The sequence below is a fragment of the Arcicella sp. GW822-FHT02H01 genome, from assembly GCF_058802005.1.
Genome location: NZ_JBXANT010000001.1, coordinates 4293861 through 4310001 on the forward strand (window position 1 = coordinate 4293861; position 16141 = coordinate 4310001).

At 37.9% G+C, this 16141-nt stretch carries 10 protein-coding genes and 1 other RNA gene; 5 read left to right on the forward strand and 6 right to left on the reverse strand.

Features of this window, described 5'->3' with window-relative positions:
• Window positions 1–280: 280 nt before the first annotated feature.
• The 3 genes from AC1RNE_RS17870 to AC1RNE_RS17880 all read right to left on the reverse strand — a co-directional run bounded on the left by AC1RNE_RS17870 (window position 281) and on the right by AC1RNE_RS17880 (window position 4474).
• Complete coding sequence (locus tag AC1RNE_RS17870; RefSeq protein ID WP_492802751.1) at window positions 281–1132, reverse strand: DUF4261 domain-containing protein; 852 nt, start codon at window positions 1130–1132, stop codon at window positions 281–283.
• 333 nt (window positions 1133–1465) lie between these two features.
• Window positions 1466–3091, reverse strand: a complete 1626-nt coding sequence (locus tag AC1RNE_RS17875; RefSeq protein WP_492802753.1) for a DUF8832 domain-containing protein — start codon at window positions 3089–3091, stop codon at window positions 1466–1468.
• A gap of 150 nt (window positions 3092–3241) precedes the next feature.
• Window positions 3242–4474, reverse strand: a complete 1233-nt coding sequence (locus AC1RNE_RS17880; protein WP_492802755.1) for a hypothetical protein — start codon at window positions 4472–4474, stop codon at window positions 3242–3244.
• A gap of 389 nt (window positions 4475–4863) precedes the next feature.
• Here AC1RNE_RS17880 and AC1RNE_RS17885 point away from each other — a divergent pair, with 389 nt between their 5' ends.
• Together AC1RNE_RS17885 and AC1RNE_RS17890 are read left to right on the forward strand one after the other, a co-directional pair.
• A complete protein-coding gene (locus tag AC1RNE_RS17885; RefSeq protein WP_492802757.1) occupies window positions 4864–5382 on the forward strand; it encodes a DUF4494 domain-containing protein in 519 nt (172 codons plus the stop codon).
• 11 nt (window positions 5383–5393) lie between these two features.
• Window positions 5394–7073 carry a helix-hairpin-helix domain-containing protein gene (locus tag AC1RNE_RS17890; protein ID WP_492802758.1) on the forward strand — a complete coding sequence of 560 codons (1680 nt, stop codon included), beginning with the start codon at window positions 5394–5396 and terminating at the stop codon, window positions 7071–7073.
• Window positions 7074–7291: 218 nt separating this feature from the next.
• Here AC1RNE_RS17890 and AC1RNE_RS17895 read toward each other — a convergent pair whose 3' ends face one another.
• A complete protein-coding gene (locus AC1RNE_RS17895) occupies window positions 7292–8362 on the reverse strand; it encodes an acyltransferase family protein (RefSeq protein ID WP_492802760.1) in 1071 nt (356 codons plus the stop codon).
• A gap of 706 nt (window positions 8363–9068) precedes the next feature.
• Window positions 9069–9941 (reverse strand): helix-turn-helix domain-containing protein, encoded by an 873-nt coding sequence (locus tag AC1RNE_RS17900; RefSeq protein WP_492802761.1) that lies wholly within the window; start codon window positions 9939–9941, stop codon window positions 9069–9071.
• 249 nt (window positions 9942–10190) lie between these two features.
• On the opposite strand from AC1RNE_RS17900, the gene AC1RNE_RS17905 reads away from it, so the two are divergent.
• A complete protein-coding gene (locus AC1RNE_RS17905) occupies window positions 10191–11855 on the forward strand; it encodes an alpha-L-fucosidase (RefSeq protein WP_492802763.1) in 1665 nt (554 codons plus the stop codon).
• 305 nt (window positions 11856–12160) lie between these two features.
• Here AC1RNE_RS17905 and AC1RNE_RS17910 read toward each other — a convergent pair whose 3' ends face one another.
• Window positions 12161–12907 (reverse strand): MBL fold metallo-hydrolase, encoded by a 747-nt coding sequence (locus AC1RNE_RS17910; protein WP_492802765.1) that lies wholly within the window; start codon window positions 12905–12907, stop codon window positions 12161–12163.
• A 249-nt stretch (window positions 12908–13156) separates the two neighbouring features.
• On the opposite strand from AC1RNE_RS17910, the gene AC1RNE_RS17915 reads away from it, so the two are divergent.
• Together AC1RNE_RS17915 and ssrA are read left to right on the forward strand one after the other, a co-directional pair.
• On the forward strand, window positions 13157–15187 hold the full coding sequence (locus AC1RNE_RS17915; RefSeq protein WP_492802766.1) for a TonB-dependent receptor family protein: 2031 nt from the start codon (window positions 13157–13159) through the stop codon (window positions 15185–15187).
• Between the two features lie 147 nt (window positions 15188–15334).
• Window positions 15335–15732: a transfer-messenger RNA gene (gene ssrA, locus AC1RNE_RS17920) on the forward strand.
• The last annotated feature ends 409 nt before the right edge of the window (window positions 15733–16141 follow it).

Sequence of the window (16141 nt, forward strand, 5' to 3'; positions counted from 1 at the left end):
TATCATCCCTTCAGGATTTTGTACTAGCCCTTTTATTCCCTTCCTATAATCCTTTCACCATTTTAGGGTTTATTATTTCATTAACTGAACAGAGTCTGATACTCGAAAGCTAATAACTAGAAAAATCCCGAAGGGATGACATGATTATAGCCATTAATGATAATTAATCATGTTAAACCCTGAAAGGGTGGCACTGCTATCATCCTTTCAGGGTTTTTGTTTGTAAGCTTTCAGTGAAGAGGTGTCTTTAGTTTTACTCAACAGATACAATATGTTATAATTAATTTGGAATGACCTCAACAACCAACCTTTGTGGACTAACTTTTGAGTCAGCATATTTTGTTTTCCATATTGGATTTTTGCCGACTCCTTGAATGGTAGAATTGTCTCTTATGCTGTCGCCACTATCAAAAATATAATAGGCTACATTATGCAATATTCCTGAAATATCATTTGGATTATATTCACTAAACCTACATTCAAGGTCTGCCATTCCATAAGCATGAAGCCCAATAGTATCCATTATTATTTCATCTTTTCCATTGTTGGTAATATTGAATAGTCTAATATTCATAGCACCATGAAGATATGAGCCATTATCTATATCACAATTCTCTAAAAAGTCTGAAGGATTAAGTAATTTATCGCTATTTTTAAAATAAATGGCTGTAGGTTTTGTAGCTTTTATTATTGAGATGATGAATTTTTGAAAAAAAAGAATTCTTATTTGTGGAGGTAGAGTTTTTGACATTAAGTCTGTCAGATTGATCTCAAAATTACATTTTTGCATAATACTTTCAGCTTCTGACCAATGCCAAGATTGTTGGAAAGCAGTTGAAAATCTATCCAAATTGATTTTTGTATCTACTTCTATAATTGCACCCTGTGCTGGAATTGAAGCCTCGTTTAAATTCACCATAAAGTCAGGGAAGAAAAAAACAAGTGGTGATTCTTCTTCGGAAGTATCTACTACTGTAAATCTTGTGTTTAATTCTGCCAATATTAGCTCTTTGTCAAGCGTTGGTTTACTTTCATAAAAAAGGCTGACAAATTGTAGTTGAGGGAGATTAGGTTCAATCTCTTGTAGTGGTGTGTTGTCGTTTTTCTTTTTGAAAAAGTCAAATAGTCCCATAGGTGAAATATAATTTAGTGTATCATTTTTTTTGTTTAATCATGCTTGCTGATTAATCGTAGCATTATTTCAGCATCTCGTTTTGAATTTATAAATATCTGTTGGTATTACAAAACCTTGTAGCTATAATATTTTAGACTAGTAATATCACACCCTTGGATTTCAACGCAAATATATTTTATCATACCATCTAATTATAAAAATCTTTTCTATTTGCTCTTTGAAATATCTCTAAGAGCAAGGAATTTGATATCGAAGATTAATTCCCTCATAGCATGACTCCAAATAGTAATACACCGAAAGTTGATATCCGAAGTCCGATAGCCTTAAACCCTAAATCACCTTTGCATCAAAAGTGCCCGTCAGGATTTTACCATTTCTTTTTACTTGTAGCCAAATTCTATAGTTTCCTGCCTGTGGGAATACATAAGGGAAGTTTACTGTATTATGATGTTCACTTTTTTGGGTACTATGTAACATATTAGGCATCAGAAAATTATCTCTTTCAGCTTCTGACATCACACTCAATTTGGTTATGATTTTATCTACGCTATCTTTAAAAGCAGTTGTTGGCAAAAAAATCGGTTTGGTAGATGTTTCATCCAATCTTTTTTGCATCACTGCAACCGATGTTGAAGAAACTGTTCCCGTAGGGTGCAAATGAATATATACCGAACCATCATCTTTGACGACGGCAGCATGCCCCATCATGCCTAAATAAGGTTCAAGCTGGGCTTTTGTTCCATCGGGACTTACGATACTAAACTTTAAATCATAGAATTGCCCCGTCATCAAAGGCTTTTTAGGGTCAGCTTCCCACACAATACTTGAGCCATCTTGCAATTTAGTTTTTACCCCAGGCGTACCGCAGATAGTTATCAAGTCACTTTTTACGGTAGTCTCTTTAGTATTCAACGGATTAGTAATGGCATAGGCATCATAGGGGTCTTTTAAAGAGCTTGTGGCCTTGCCATTTACAATTTGTTTTGTGATTTCAACCGTATCAGCAATGGTATATTGCGAACCTTGTAGGCGCATCACATCTGCATACAACAAATACTTACCCGCAGGCAAATCGGGCATTTGGGCTTCAAAGTTTAAAGTATCTTTTCTAGTAGGATGCAGATGGGCAAATACATCCATCGTTCCCTTTCTTATTAAAAACAAGTGCATCAGTTTACCGTGGTCAGGAATGGCATAACTCAGCCAACGTCTTTTGACAGAATTGCTATCAATCTGTAATTTCAATACCGATACGCCGTTTTCTTCTATTACTTTGGTATTGGCTGTATAAGGTTGGTACAACTCTCTTTTATAGTCGTCCGTCAGTCCGTTCCACCAATTATTGCCCACAAAAAGTAAAACACCACAAAAACTTGCTCCAATTACTGAACCTCTGACTCTTTTTTTAATCGTAGCGTCATTACTACTTTCGCCTACAGCCTGTAAGCTGTCGCTCGTACTGGCTCCGATAATGGTTGTTAGCAGACCCACCAATAGTAATCCCAACCCTGCCAACATCCAACCTAACGATGGTAACATCTCGCGTTTGGCAGTAGCAATGGCCACGATAGGGACAATCATGGTGCCTTTGCCACGGTTGCCCGTAATCTCTACTTGCACACTGGCGGCACCTGAGTTCATTAGCCAGATTTGACCTTCATAGCGTCCTGCCTGATTGGCTACGGGAAAAGCCTCGTCTGAGCGAGGAGATCCTTCGTTGCCAAACCAGTAATAAATAGGCTTAATATGTACTTTCTGAATATCGTTACCATCGGTAATGACGGTTACTTTGGCCGTTCCGGGAATTACATCTGGCGGTTGTACATACACCTGTAAGGCATATTTACCTGCATTGCCTTCAAAAACAACACCCGAGCTACCGATATGGGCATGGCTTCTGTAGGTAATACATAAAGAAAGCAGTAGGAATAAACTGTTTAAAATATTTTTTTTCATAGTGATTTTTTTAAGGCAGGTAAAGTATTAAAGTATGGTTTTTTACATAAACCCCGTAGCGGTAACCCTCGCGGTTACCGTTTACAGGTATTTTCTATTCGGATTGCTACTTAGCTGAAAGCTCATTGCTCACAACTCAAAGCTATAAATCTACCGCTGTACTTTCTGCATCCATTTTCCCCACATTAAACCTACTTTGGCAGATAAAACACCAAGTACCAAAGCCACTAATCCGCCAGTAGCCCATGCAGATACGCCTGTGGTAACATCCCAAGGAGCAAATTTATAACGATATTGCCAGTCGGCATCACTGCTATACGACCATGCGTCTGATTGGAAAAACCAGTTGCGGGCATAAGGCGATTCTAATAAGAAATTACCTGCTGGATATTGGATAATCAAGAAAGTGGCGAGGAAACCAAAGCCCATTAAGGCGGCCAATACCCAATCGTCTTGGCTCGCGAATTTTACTTTTAGTATATCAATGACCAATGCTGGAAAAACCAATAATAAAGGAAATGCAGTAGTTTGGTAATTAGTAACAGGGTTGGCAATTGGCCCCAATAAAGGCTCGGCTGGAAAGATTCTGAGGGTAGCATTGATGGCGATATAATAAACCATATAAATCAAGGCTGCATAAGTAGCACCCCATTTGGTATCAGAAGCACGCGAAAAAGCAATAATCAACATCGGGAATAATGCCGAACCTATTTGGTAAAACAATGCACCGTGCATATTCCATCTGCCCAGAAATTCAAACATAAACGTATAGGCTGTAGCCAATACCATGCCTGCAGTAAAAATAAAAATCCAACGTAAACGAATTATGCGGGCTTTGTTTTGTTCGGTACTTAAACGCGCTATTTTTTCTTTTCTATTCAAAATCGCTAACACCATAATCATGGCACCGATTTGAATGGCAATCAAACCCAGCAACAATACAGTATGTGGAGGAGAGAAAATCTGAACGTCTAGTCCATAAGTATTATGCCACCAGTCGTCAAAAGGAGCAGACGTCCCTGCTGCAAAACCTCCCCAAATACAGAGCATTCCGCCCAAAGAGCTATAAAAAATACCCCAGAAGTTAACCATCTTACCTTTTTCAGCAGCATTACCCCAGAACGAAGTCTTGAGTACCTGAAAACCTGAGATAATACCTGCGAAGGCAGCACCGATGTAAATTAAATTGTGTGGAGCAGAGAACAATCCGTCTCTTCCTATCGTCATGTGCCATGCAATATCCCATAGGATGCCACTGATAACCAAGCACGAACAAATAGCTACCACATATACATACATAGGAATACCCAAAAGGAGGCTAGCAAAACTTGTTTTACTTTGCTGGGTGTGCACAGCAGGATTAAAAACGCTTGTTGATTCCATATTGTTAAATAAATTTTGAAGAGATTTTATTGAAAATAGGTAACTAAATTAATGAATAAAACCAAGATAATCAGGGAGTCTGCCAAATTGTTTAATATCCTAGATGCCAAAAAGCATAAAAGGGTTGCAAGAAGTTATTGACAAGCAATTGTATTACTCCAGAAGTCTTGATAGTTTTGTATAGGGAACCTCACCCCTCAGCTAATTAAGCATCTTGCTCTCTTCTGAGAGAGTAGGGTTGTTAAGTTTCAACCCTTCCTATTAGCGGGTGACTTAAGTCACCCGCTAATAGGAAATGAGTATAAAGACTAGCTTATAGAACTTAAGAGCCCTCCTTCAAAGAGAGGGGTCGGGGGTGAGGTTTTGTTTATTAATTTAAAAAACAAAATATGGCAACTTGGTATTTAGGTAAAATACGTTACCAACGTGAAGATGAAGCGGGTTCTTTAAAAACAATCAATGAGGCATACTTGGTAGATGCCGTTTCTTATACCGAAGCAGAAGCTAGGATGTTTGAAGTAGTGGCAAGTAATACACCTGACTTTCAGTTGATTAATTTGACTAAAATGAAGCTGAGCGAAGTTTTCTTTGAAGAAAATGGCTCAGAAATCTGGTATAAAGCCAAGGTGCAATACATCACTTTCGACGAAAAAACACAAAAAGAAAAGAAAGTACCCCACATGATGTTAATCAATGCTGAAAATCCAAAAGAGGTGTACGAGGCTTTGGTAAAAAACTTAGGAAATTTAAACGATTATCTGATTACAGATATCAACATTACTACTATTTTAGAGGTGTGTCCGTATGTTCCTGAAAACGAGCTACTGAAAAAAGGTAACTTCAGACCCGTAGCCGAAGTATTGGCCGAACAGGAAAGCCAATTGGCAGATCAAGCGAATCAATCATAAATGAAAGCTTAATGAATAACGAAGAAATTGTCGCCTTACTTGAACTGACGGTAAAGCTGCTTGAATTACACGACGAAAACGAATTCAAAATCAAAAACCTTGGTTTTGCAGTGCGTGCTTTGGATAAAACTACCGAAGATTTACTCAATATGTCGGTAGCTCAATTATCAACCTTGCCAAGTGTTGGGAAAAGTATTGCGACAAAAATTGAGGAAATCGCCCGAACGGGTACTAGCCAAGAGCTTTCTGAATTGTTGGCTCGCACGCCCGAAGGTGTGTTGGAGATGCTTGCCATCAAAGGCATTGGCCCCAAAAAAGTACGGGCGATTTGGAAAGAACTCAATATTACCGATACCCGCGAATTGTTGATAGCTTGTGAAAACGGTCATGTAGCAAAATTGAAGGGCTTCGGTGAGAAAATCCAAAATACCATCAAAGAATCTATCTTGTACGCACAGTCGAATACAGGGAAACTTCGAATGGAGAAAGGAGAAGAGTTGGCTCAAGTATTATTCGACGAACTAGAAGGACATTTTGAACAGGTGTCAATCGTTGGTGATGTCAGACGCAAAAACGAAATCGTAGAAAGCATTCAGCTAGTAGTGGGGCATGACAAACCTTGGGAAGTGCAGCAATTTATCAATACCTTACCGATGCTACAACAAGACGAAAAATCGTCGTCGCCATTTGCTTGGCGTGGACATTTTGAAGGCAAAGGCATCGACATTGAAATATTGATTTGTTCGCCAGCACAGTTTGTCAACCAAGTGTTTATCTATTCGGCTTCGCCCAAACATTTGGCTACTCAGCATTTACTCAAGACGGTTCAAAAAGAAAGCTTTGAATCGGAAGAAGCCATTTATGCTAGCGTGAATGTACCTTATATCATTCCCGAAATGCGTGAGGGCAATTTCGAGTTTGATTGGGTTCAAAAACATCAGAATGAGGAATTGATTACGTGGGATGCCCTAAAGGGTATTTTGCACAATCATTCTACCTACTCAGATGGTAGACATACCCTAAAAGAAATGGCAGATTACTGTCGTGAATTGGGGTTTGAATACTTAGGTATAGCCGACCACTCTAAAACGGCATCTTATGCCAAAGGGCTTTCGGAGGAAAGGATTTTTGAGCAACATGCCGAAATAGACCGCCTGAATCAGCAATATGCTTTGATGACCGACCGCCCTTTTAAAATCTTGAAAGGGATTGAGTCTGATATTTTGGGCGATGGTGCTTTAGACTATCCCGATGATGTACTCCAAAGCTTTGATTATATCGTGGCTTCTATCCATCAAAATCTAAAAATGACGGAAGAAAAAGCGATGTCGAGGCTAATAGGTGCTATCGAAAATCCTTATACTACTATTTTGGGACACCCAACGGGCAGACTGTTGTTATCAAGAGCAGGTTATCCTGTAGACTATCAGAAAATGATAGATGCCTGTGCTGCCAACAATGTAGTGATAGAAATCAATGCTAGTCCGTATCGTTTAGATTTAGATTGGCGGTGGATACAATATGCCTTAGAGAAAGGCGTAAAATTATCCATCAATCCCGATGCCCATGAAATGGAGGGTTATTTTGATATGCACTATGGCGTAGCGGTAGCCCGCAAAGGGGGATTGACTACTGATATGACGTTTAATACGTTGAGTTTACAAGAAATAGAGGCTTATTTGAAGAAGTAATATTCAGTCTTTACTTTTAGGGCGTGACTTAAGTCACGCCCTAAAAGTAAAGAAACGCAGTCGCTCGTATTTTACGAGTGACGACTATTAACAGGCATCATGCCTGAAATATCAGCCATCAAATCCTGACAAAAAACGGGATGAGTTATGCCAGCTTAGTGGTACAGCTCATCCCGTTTCTTTGATAAAGTTGGAGTGATTAACTACAAACCTTGATATTAAACACTTTCCTTAACGCTACTTAGAGAAAGTTTTACACGCTTTTTGTTGATTATTTTTCTTAGCGGAGTTTCAAAATAGGTATAACTAAGCCCAGAAAATACTATTAAAATGATTAAACTTAAATAAAAAACCACAACTGGATTCTGTATATTAAGGTATTGAATAATTCCACCAGCCCAAATGAATATTGGTACTTGCAGGATATAGATACTATAGCTTATTTCTCCTAAAAATACCAAAACTTTATTGTTTGATATTTTTGTTAGTACGCCATTATTGGCAGAAATCAGTATTATTAATGGAATGAAAATGAATGCTAACATGCCATTATGGTAATTGATACCAATGTTGAATTTCAAGAGAATTGACAATAAGATGGTTAGCCCGATAATATGCAAATCATAGTTTCTTTCTTTAACTCCCTGCAAAAAATATATCCCTGCAATATTTCCTATTAAAAACTCACTTAAATGCATCAATGGAAAATAGTAAAGGAATTCATGACTTTCTGTACCAGCGCCATCATAAAAAGAAGAATATCTCAACGCATGAAAAGCGATTTGGCTAATAGTAAAGAAAACAAAAATTGGAATGACTACTTTATTAAGAGGATATTTTTTATAGAAAAAGTTAAAAATAAAAGGGAAAGTAGCATAAAAAAACATCTCTACCGATAGAGACCATCCTGGGGAATTAAATGATAATGCATATCCAGGAATATAAGTTTGAATTAATATAATATTTAGTATTAATCCTTCATAATCAATTGGTTTATGTCGAAGTACTAAAGAGGCTAAGAGTATTAATATAGCTAAGAAATATACGGGATAAATTCGTGCAAACCTTTTTTTGATATAATCTCCAAATTCAATCTTTTCTTTATTGCCGTATGCAATAATCATTACAAATCCCGAGAGGATGAAAAAATAACTTACTCCTATATTAGCTTGTCTGAATAAAAAATCTACTGTAACATGATTAAATGGGAAAATATCCTTGCCATAATGAAATACAACAATTGAAATTGCTGCCAAAAACCTTGTAAATGTTAACTGTTCTAGTCTCATAGTTTATATATGTGTTATTTTATAGTGTTTAGCGATAATGAATAATTGATGGCATCAATTATTACGTGTTGCTCAGTCTGTTGACGGTATTTAGCATAGAATCTTATTTTTATGCAGCGGGTATTCGTAATGTTTAGCGGGAATTACTCGTAATGAAAAGGAACTTATAGGCTAAATTGTTGATATTTTTAGTTGATTATTAACTCCATATTTTAGAACTAGTTAGCATTATTTTATCGCAAGGCTCAACAAATATAAAAGAAAAACTGGAAAACCTATTCTTTTAAGAACGATAAGTGTTTTTAGTATATATTTTCTTGATATTGTATTGTTTTATGGCAAATTGCTGTAAAATAATACATATTATAAACCATTAATATTGACTTTATCTTACAGAATACTTCATATTTTAACGTGAAATAATGCATTTTTGAGTTTTATTGTTGGAGTAGAAAATTGACAATAAAAATCTTTTTGCTCTTTTAAAAGCTGTGGAAGACCGCCTATTTTTGTTGCTTATTACCATTTTATGAGCTAACTATCTATAACACTTAGCTATTTTGCATCCTTAAATCTTATACCCGCAGATTTTCGCTGATTTGATACGCTGATTTGCAGAGATTTTTAGGCAAGCACATCTTGTATCTACTATCTTGTGTCTAATATCTTCAAGTCCTAAAGTCTAATAACCCTAAAGTCCTCCAGTCTAAAATCCCATCTTCCAACTCTGATTTCTATATTCCCCAGGTGTCAGCCCTGTGATTCTTTTAAAAATCCTTGAGAAATATTGTAGGTTATCAAAGCCAGTATCCTGAGCGATATCGATAAACTGTTTGTTGGTCGTGGTGATAAGGTATTGAGCCCGTTCAATGCGTTTTTCGAGAATATATTTAATGGGGCTTTTACCCAAACTTTGATGAAATATCCTTGAAAAATAATCTACGTTCAAATTGGCACGATTGGCTAGTTGACTGACCGAAAGCTGCTGATTGATATTAAGTTGGATATAACTAATGGCATCCATAATGACAGATGGAGTAACATCTATCTGATGGTGTTTGAAAGCAGGCGGAGCAAGGAATCGTGCAATCAATTGAAACAGAATCCCTTGAGTTTCATAGCGAATAGAAATACTCTGTAGGTTGTTCAACTGTTGGTATTCCTTATAAAAAATGTCTTTTTCATATACCTTCGGGTTGTCTGACCTATTGATGCCTCGTCCAGGATTAATGGCTAAAATCCGATGAAAATTAGCAATGTCTGTCGCAGTCACCTCTAATTCCATCACTGTTCTGGAATGCGTAAACAGCGATAAACCATCGGGTGATTCTTCAAAAAACTGGATAAAATACTGACTCAGAAAATTGTTACAGGTAAGGTTACACAGTGTAAAACTAGGAATAAGGTACAGATGTCCTGCTTTTAAGTGAATCGTTCCTTCTGCGTTTGAAATCGTCCCTTCTCCACCATCAATATAATATAAACGATAGTAGGGACTAATTACATTATTGAAGTTCCAGCTAGTATCTAGTTTAACGTAGTCTACATTCAGTAAAGAAAAATAGTTTCTAATTAACATCTTCGCAATACACTTTAGATTTAATGATGAATCGGCTACCCGATATGTTTATACGCTCCTGTTCCCTTTAAGAACGAGAATGATTAGAGGACTTCACCCACAAAGTCATGTCATACCCTATCAGGTTTTGAAAAGCAATAGTCGGAATTGTGCAAAAATCTGTCAAATTTATACAAAAAAATAACAATCCGTAGCTGATAAATTTGTAGGTATCAAGTAAAACAAGATTAAACCGAAAAAACGTTTAACATGAATAGAAGAAAACTTCTCCAAGGCTTTGCCTTAGGGATACCTAGTCTTTTGGCATCCAAAAGCTTTGCTAACAATATCTTGCCTTTCGCTGAAAACCACAAAGGATTAGAACCCATCGCTTCTGGACCATTTAAACCTACGTGGGAATCTCTTCAAAGTTACCAGACACCCGATTGGTTCCGTGATGCAAAATTTGGAATGTGGGCACATTGGGGGCCTCAATGTCAGGCAGAGGCAGGCGACTGGTACGCCCGAGAGATGTATATGGAAGGGAGCAAAAAATATAAGTACCATCTTGAAAAATATGGACACCCTTCGGTTTTCGGATTCAAAGACGTTATCAATGTTTGGAAAGCCGAGCAGTGGAATCCTGAAGAATTGGTGTCGCTTTATAAAAACTGTGGTGCGCAGTATTTTATGGCTTTGGCGAATCACCATGATAACCTTGATCTCTATGATAGTAAATATCAGAAAAACTGGAACGCTACCAAGGTAGGCCCCAAGAAAGACATCATTGGAGGTTGGGCAAAAGCAGCCAAGAAAAATGGTTTGCCATTTGGAGTAAGTGTACACGCCGCTCATGCGTGGAGTTGGCTTGAAACCGCCCAGAGATCTGATAAAAACGGGCCTTACGCTGGTGTACCTTATGATGGTAAACTTACTAAGCAAGATGGCAAGGGAAAATGGTGGGAAGGACTAGACCCTCAGGAACTATACGCCCAAAACCATCCGTTGAGCGAAAATAGTCTGGACAATGGGATGATACACAAGCAGTGGCATTGGGGTAATGGGGTGGCTGTTCCTACCCAAGCTTATATCGAGAAGTTTTATAACAGGACGATAGATTTAATCAATAAATACAGTCCAGACCTTGTGTATTTTGATGATTCACAATTGCCTATGTGGCCTATTAGCGATGTTGGCTTGCGAATTACTGCACACTTATATAATAAAAGCATTAAAGATAAGGGTAAACTAACAGGGGTAATTAATGGTAAAATCTTGGATGAAAACCAACGGAAAGCCATCATCTGGGACATAGAAAGAGGACAAAGCAACAGCATTGAGCCATTTACTTGGCAAACCGATACTTGTATTGGCGACTGGCACTATAATCGTGGACTCTACGACCGTAAGGGTTATAAATCAGCCAAAACGGTTATCCATACATTAATTGATGTAGTCAGTAAAAACGGTAACCTGATGTTGAATATTCCTTTGCGTGGAGATGGCTCTATTGACGAGTTAGAACGTAAAGTGGTGGAAGACATAGGCGTATGGATGAGGGCGAATGGAGATAGTATCTATGGCACACGCCCTTGGAAAATATTTGGTGAAGGCCCTGCACAAGAAGGAGCGGCGGCATTAAGTGCTCAGGGCTTTAATGAAGGCAAAGGTAAGCCATTTACAGATAAGGATATTCGGTTTGTAGTAAAGGGTGAAAACCTGTTTGCTACGGTGATGGGATGGCCAACGACAGGAGAAGTGCTTATTAAAAGTCTTGGAGCAAACAGCCCGTATCGTTCATCAAAAATTAATCAGGTAGTGTTATTATCGACCCATCAGGCATTAAAGTTTGAACAAACTAACGAGGGACTTAAAGTGTTTTTTCCAACATCAATGCCTGAGGAATCGTATGCTAATGCTTTGAAGATTAGTTGAGTAGATATCGGTATGGTAAAATGGTTTTTCAAACAGAATAGCAGTTGCCCAACCGAATTATGCATCTTGTTCTCTTCAAAAGTAAGATTGTTAGCAAAACCCTTTCTATTAGCGGGTGACTTAAGTCACCCGCTAATAGAAAGGGTTTTGAAGATTTCTCGCACTTATTGGTATTGTCAGCAACAAGATATGCGACAGCAATACGTTCACGTATTGTGGCTAAATGTTTTGCTCAGATGTGCTTTGTTATTCTTTTCTATTAGCAGGTGACTTAAGTCACCTGCTAATAGAAAAGGAAATACAATTTAAAACTTCAAAATATTATTTTCAATATCATGATAAAGCAATACTGACCAATGTTCTTCTTTGGCTTGTTGTTCCCATCGTTCCCTAAGTTCCTTTGCTTTTTTGCCATCAAAATCGCTTTTATAAGTTAGGTGAAATCTTAGGTAACTCTCTTGCGGAAGGTTGTCTGCTCCATAAAAAACAATGTCCCAGGCTTGGTCCGAGGCTTCTTGAATCCAGAACACTTGATGAAAGAGCGAATGCCCACCCGTTACTTCATACGAAATATAGTTGTCTATAAGTCCCTTATGATTGTCTAAAAAATGTAAATTAAGGAGTAACGCTAATTGCGCTAAAATGGCTTGGTTAAAAGATGGATTATCTGGTTGGGTTAAGGCATATTCCAATTCTTCTTTTTGAAGATAGATGGTAGCATCGGGAAAGTTTTGAATAAAAACATCGTCTTTAAAATATCCAATGCCTTCAAGATGATCTTTGTGCAAATGCGAAAGCAATACTTTGGTAATTTGGTGGACTTCATACCCCGCTTGCTTTATCAGATAGATAATTTGTGGCTGATTGTCTTGCCAAAAGCCCAAGCCAGCATCTAGCAGAATAACATCGTTATTGGTAATCACCAAAAACGGACATACTGCCATTTTCAAACTTTTAGCATCTATCTGTTCAGCATTTTTATGGGTAACATTTGTAAATTGCTTTTGTTTATTAACGGCATAAATGCCTTCGTTTAATGCTATAATATCCATTTTTATACAATAATATTCAATTTATCATCCACATATACGCCCCTTGTATAATTCCTAATCAGTCAAAAAGAAATTATTAGGATACTAATTAGCAAACATAACGGTGACGATTACAGTTACACTTTTGAGAAAACAAAGATACAATAAATGATAACCGTAAGAACAAACGTCTTTTTTGAGGCTATTATTTACCCTTAAGCCCTGCCAAAGTTTTAGGCTTTTTGCGTTATCTTTCTGAAAAACTCTGCCATGAAAAGATTTTTACCGATAATCCTGTTGCTGAATACATTTACTTTATGGGCTCAGACAGACTCTAGCCTAAAAGTTACTGAACTCCAGCCCGTAGTTATCAGCTCGTCACGTTTTGTAGGAAAAGATATTCAAACTCCTCTGGCCGTCTCCGTTATCGACCAAGCACGTTTACAAACAGGACAATCCAAGCTTTCGATGTTTGATGCCCTTGGAGCGGTGCCTGGGGTTTTTGCGATGAACTCCGAAAACTTTGCTCAGGATTTACGCATTTCTATTCGGGGATTTGGAGCAAGGGCATCCTTCGGTATTCGTGGGTTGAAGGTAGTGATGGATGGTATTCCAGAATCTATCCCAGACGGCACTGCCAAAGTAGGTAATTTAGATATGGGCTTGATGGAACGTGTAGAAGTAATCAAAGGCCCTACAGCAGGGTTGTATGGCAATGCTTCGGGGGGAGTTATTAGCCTTTTTTCTGAAACTCCGAAACAGTTTTTTGCGGAGGCTCAAAGCACTTTTGGCTCTTTTGGTTTTCAGCGTCTTCAATTTAAAACAGGGCAGGAGATTGGGAAAGTAATCTATTTCGTCAATGCTTCTAGGCTCACGAGTACGGGTTATCGTGACCATAGTGCTTTGGAGCGTAATTTCTTGAATGGAAAATTGATTTATAAGTTTTCGGACAAAATAAACCTGACCGTTTTGATGAGCTATGTAGATAGCCCCAAAGCAGAAGACCCAGGAGGATTGACCCTAGCAGAAATTGATAAAAACAGACAGCAGGCTCGCCAGACCAATTTGGATTACAACGCTTATGAGACTTTTAAACAAGCCAAATTTGCCTTGATTTATGACCAAAAAATTGGCGAAAAACACCAAATTAGTGCAAGAGGGTTTTATTTGAATAGAGATTTTAGTAATCAGCAAGCTTTTGAAGCGAGTGGACAAATAGTCTTTAAAAGAGATTTTTCGGGTGGAGGGTTTAACTATCAGTTTACCGATAAAAAATACAGGCTAAAAGCAGGTGTTGATCTTGAAAATCAGCAAGATAATCGACAAAGATATGATAATAAAAAAGGAGAAAGAAGTACGCTGAGGTTAGACCAAATAGAAGAATTTAGCAACGTAGGAGCATTTATTTTGCAAGAATATACGTTCAGTCCGAAATTTAGGCTTTCGTTGAATACTCGCTTTGATGATATTCAATTAAAGGTTTCGGATAAATTTCAAAGCGATGGCGACCAGTCGGCTACACAATCATTTCAGCGATTCAGTCCGATGCTCGGCTTTTCATTTTCACCTAGTGCCAATCAATCCATTTATACCAATATCTCCAGTAGTTTTGAAACGCCCTCTTTGAATGAATTATCCAATAATCCACAGGCCACGGGAGGTTTCAACCCTGAGTTAAGTCCGCAAAAATCAAGAAATTTCGAGGTAGGTTACAAAGGCATTTTAAACAAAAAACTAAGGGTAGATTTAGCTTTGTTTACCATTGAAGTGCAAGACGAAATTGTACCTTACCAACTAGCAGGACAAGCAGGTAGAACGTTTTTTAGAAATGCAGGATTATCTAATCGCAAAGGCATAGAAGCGGGTATCACCTATAAAATAATGGCAGGGTTAACGACTTATTTGAACTATACCTACTCGGCTTTTGCTTACAAAGAATACCAGACTACTGTAGGGAAATTCGACGGAAATACCTTACCAGGTATTCCGAAACATAATATTTATGCAGAGTTCAGGTACTTTACCAAATCAGGATTTTTCACGATTGCTCAGTTAAGAAGTATCAGTAAAATCTTTGCCGATGATGCCAATACCGTTACTAATGATGGTTATTTTACTGCCAATGTCAGATTGGGCTATCGAAAGTCAATCGGTCATTTAGTCCTTGAACCTTTTGTAGGGGTAAATAACTTAAGTAATACTATTTACAATGCGAACGTACAAATCAACGCCACAGCGAATAGATACTTTGAACCCGCTTCGGGAAGATTCTTGTTTGGTGGAATTAGTGTGAGGATTTAGATAAGCTATCAGCTTTCTGTCGTCGGATTTCAGCTTAAATTAAGCTATCAATATAATTTATATTTCATAAAATCTGAAAGCCGACATCCGAAAGCTGATAGCTTTTTTCCAAAAAAACTATTATCTTTGTACACTCATTGAATAAATGGGGGCGACCGGTATTGACAGCTTGTGCAGGTCGGTGGTAAGCACGTCGGGAGTTGGTCTGATCTCCTGTTAAAAATTAGTCCGAAAAACAACCGGCAATACTCAGTATGCCATGGCAGCTTAATCCTTAAGGGATTTCGTTTTGGATAGTTATCAACGGAGTTGGAGCTATTCGCCACACCCCACTCGGCTAAACTCTGCCGCTGGGATACGGGGTGTCGAAACGCAGAGTCGAATGTTGTGATTTCTCTAAGCAAACATTTAGTACAGAGAGGATAAGGATAGATTAAGGTCTGGCTTGAACCCTGCCTATCTCGAAAAAATAATCAAGACTAAACGTGAAGAAAGCTATCGAGTTCCTTGTCTGGACGAGAGTTCGAATCTCTCCGTCTCCACTCCTTAAAACCGCTTATACATTGCGTATAAGCGGTTTTTTGTTTTTTATGCCTTTGTTGGTGTTTTTCCACCAACAAATCGAGTAAAGCGTTGCTGTCGCCAATGTTGCTGGTTAACAAACACCAACAACGGCATAAAAATTGAGCATTTTAATTGGGATTAAAAACACCAACAAAGGTGAAATCAAAAACACTTATCCCTAGCGAGGGACTTAAGTCCCTCGCTAGGGATAAGTGTTTACAACCGTGGTCTGTGGCACACAGAACAAAGCTAAATATTGATGATTTTATCAATCAAAAAAGCTAAGTATTGTGTTCTATGTGCCACAGACCACGGTTTGAGATTAATAAAAAAACCACCTTATAATAAAATTAATTTGATTGAAATAATAGTAGCTAGAGCCAAAGAGTT